The sequence below is a fragment of the Vibrio sp. L3-7 genome (genome assembly GCF_963898195.1).
Classification (GTDB): Bacteria; Pseudomonadota; Gammaproteobacteria; order Enterobacterales; family Vibrionaceae; genus Vibrio; species Vibrio echinoideorum.
This window is the reverse complement of the sequence record NZ_CAWQUW010000058.1, coordinates 1-1,743: the sequence shown is the minus strand read 5'-3', so window position 1 is coordinate 1,743 and position 1,743 is coordinate 1. Positions and strand designations below refer to the sequence as shown.

At 43.6% G+C, this 1,743-nt stretch carries 1 protein-coding gene; it reads right to left on the bottom strand.

Annotated features, from left to right (window positions below; genetic code table 11):
- Positions 1-88: 88 nt before the first annotated feature.
- Positions 89-1,606: an ISNCY family transposase gene (locus tag AACW75_RS22945; protein WP_081324381.1), complete on the bottom strand. Its 1,518-nt coding sequence runs from the start codon at positions 1,604-1,606 to the stop codon at positions 89-91.
- Positions 1,607-1,743: the final 137 nt, after the last annotated feature.

Sequence of the window (1,743 nt, the reverse complement as noted above, 5' to 3'; positions counted from 1 at the left end):
TGTGATTACCGAGGGAGGTTGACGGTCTAAATACCGAAGGATTCTGTCGCTGCTTTATTCATAGTAGTCCACTATTGCAGATTAGTTTCTATTCGATAATTGATTCCTCGGCACGTGCCTCCCGTAACTCTCTTGTATTCAGCTTTTCTTCAAGCCAGATGTTCCTTACTGTTGAGTGACTAATCGAGATGTTAAAACGCTTTCTCATCTCACCACTTATCCTAATAGAGGTTAGGTGAGGCGATTTGAGTGTTAATGAGATGACGATATTTCGAGTCTTTTCATCGATGCGATTATTGTTGTGTGATTGACCATACAGACGTTTCAAAGCAAGTGGGCCATGGGCTTCAAGTAATTGACGGTTGTTGTGAATGCTTTTGACAGAACAACCGCTTTGTCGAGCCGCTTCTCTAACATTCCCTAACTCATTGGCAAGCTCTATAGCCTCGATCTTTTTCTGAACCTCTTCTCCGTATTCTTTCCTAGAGCTAGGCTCAGTAAGCTCTTTAATCGATAACTCTCGGTCGGCAAAATAAGCCGTAAAACCACCATCAAGTTGCTTACGTAGTTCGACTTGTTGACTCACGATAGAGTGCCGTAATGGGGAGGTAATTTGATACATTGCGTTGGCGTAGCTGAAGGTATGATCTCGACGGATTTTTCGATATTCTTTTTGAATACATATCGCGTCAATGTTGAGGTACTTCGGAACGGGTGTATGCTCAGAGCGCATTAATTTGGCGTTGACTGTGAGGGTCGTTGCCCAATACTCAGGGATGAAGGTATTTTGTAGGTAGTTATTTGCACTGATCATATCAGTAACCCCAGCCAGCCTTAACTCAGGGACTAGACGATCTTGGAACGTATCAAAAGCACGTTCGATGCGACCCTTGCCTTGAGGCGAATTGGCAAAAATAATTTCTATACCCAGCTCTTCACAGGCTCGTTGCATCTGGGAGAAGTGGCAACGTTTTGGTCCACCGAAGATGCCCGCTCTATCGACATAAAGAGTCTTAAAAAGCCCTTTTTTCTTGATATAAGTTTTCATTACTTTGAGGCACCCTTCGGTGGTTTCTGAAGGAAAAAACTCCGCATGAACCTCACTGGTTGCATCATCAATCATGGCGATAAGACAGGATTTTTTATCACCGAACCAAAGGTGCGGACTGCCGTCCATTTGCAGCATTAAGCCTTCGGCTTCCATACGCTCACGTCGTCTTCTTACCTTAGAACGTCGATGTTTGGCTCGTTTTACATGATGGATTTCATGTGCCCAGGTACGAAGCGTCTCCCGTTTTACTTTGATACCTTCAAATACCTCTAACATATCGGCGAGATGAAGCATGTTAAAGTCGTAATACTTGGTCTTTATAAGAGCTTGAACTTGTTGCTTTAAGGTAATGGGGGTTTTATTAGCGGGTGCCCTTCCTGTGTTGCCATGAACCACAAATCGGATACCATCAGAGCGATATCGCCTGAGATAACGTTCGATGGTTCTGCGAGACTTATTGAGGAGCTTAGAGGCATTAGTAATTGAGATTTTACCGAGAGCAACTTTTGCGATGATATCCACGGTAAGCTGAGATTGAGTATCCATAACGATCATCCTATACACCCCTGACTAATTCGTAGCACTAGTCAAAGGATTACGTAAAAATAGAGACCGTCAATTTCCCTCGGTAATTAAGCGAATGACAAAGTCGCTTGGTAGTTACGATACGACAGAATCGCTTGGTGATCACA

Coding starts and splice junctions, on each gene's coding strand:
- AACW75_RS22945 (WP_081324381.1), bottom strand. CDS start 1,606: ATGATCGTTATGGATACTCAATCTCAGCTTACCGTGGATATCATCGCA.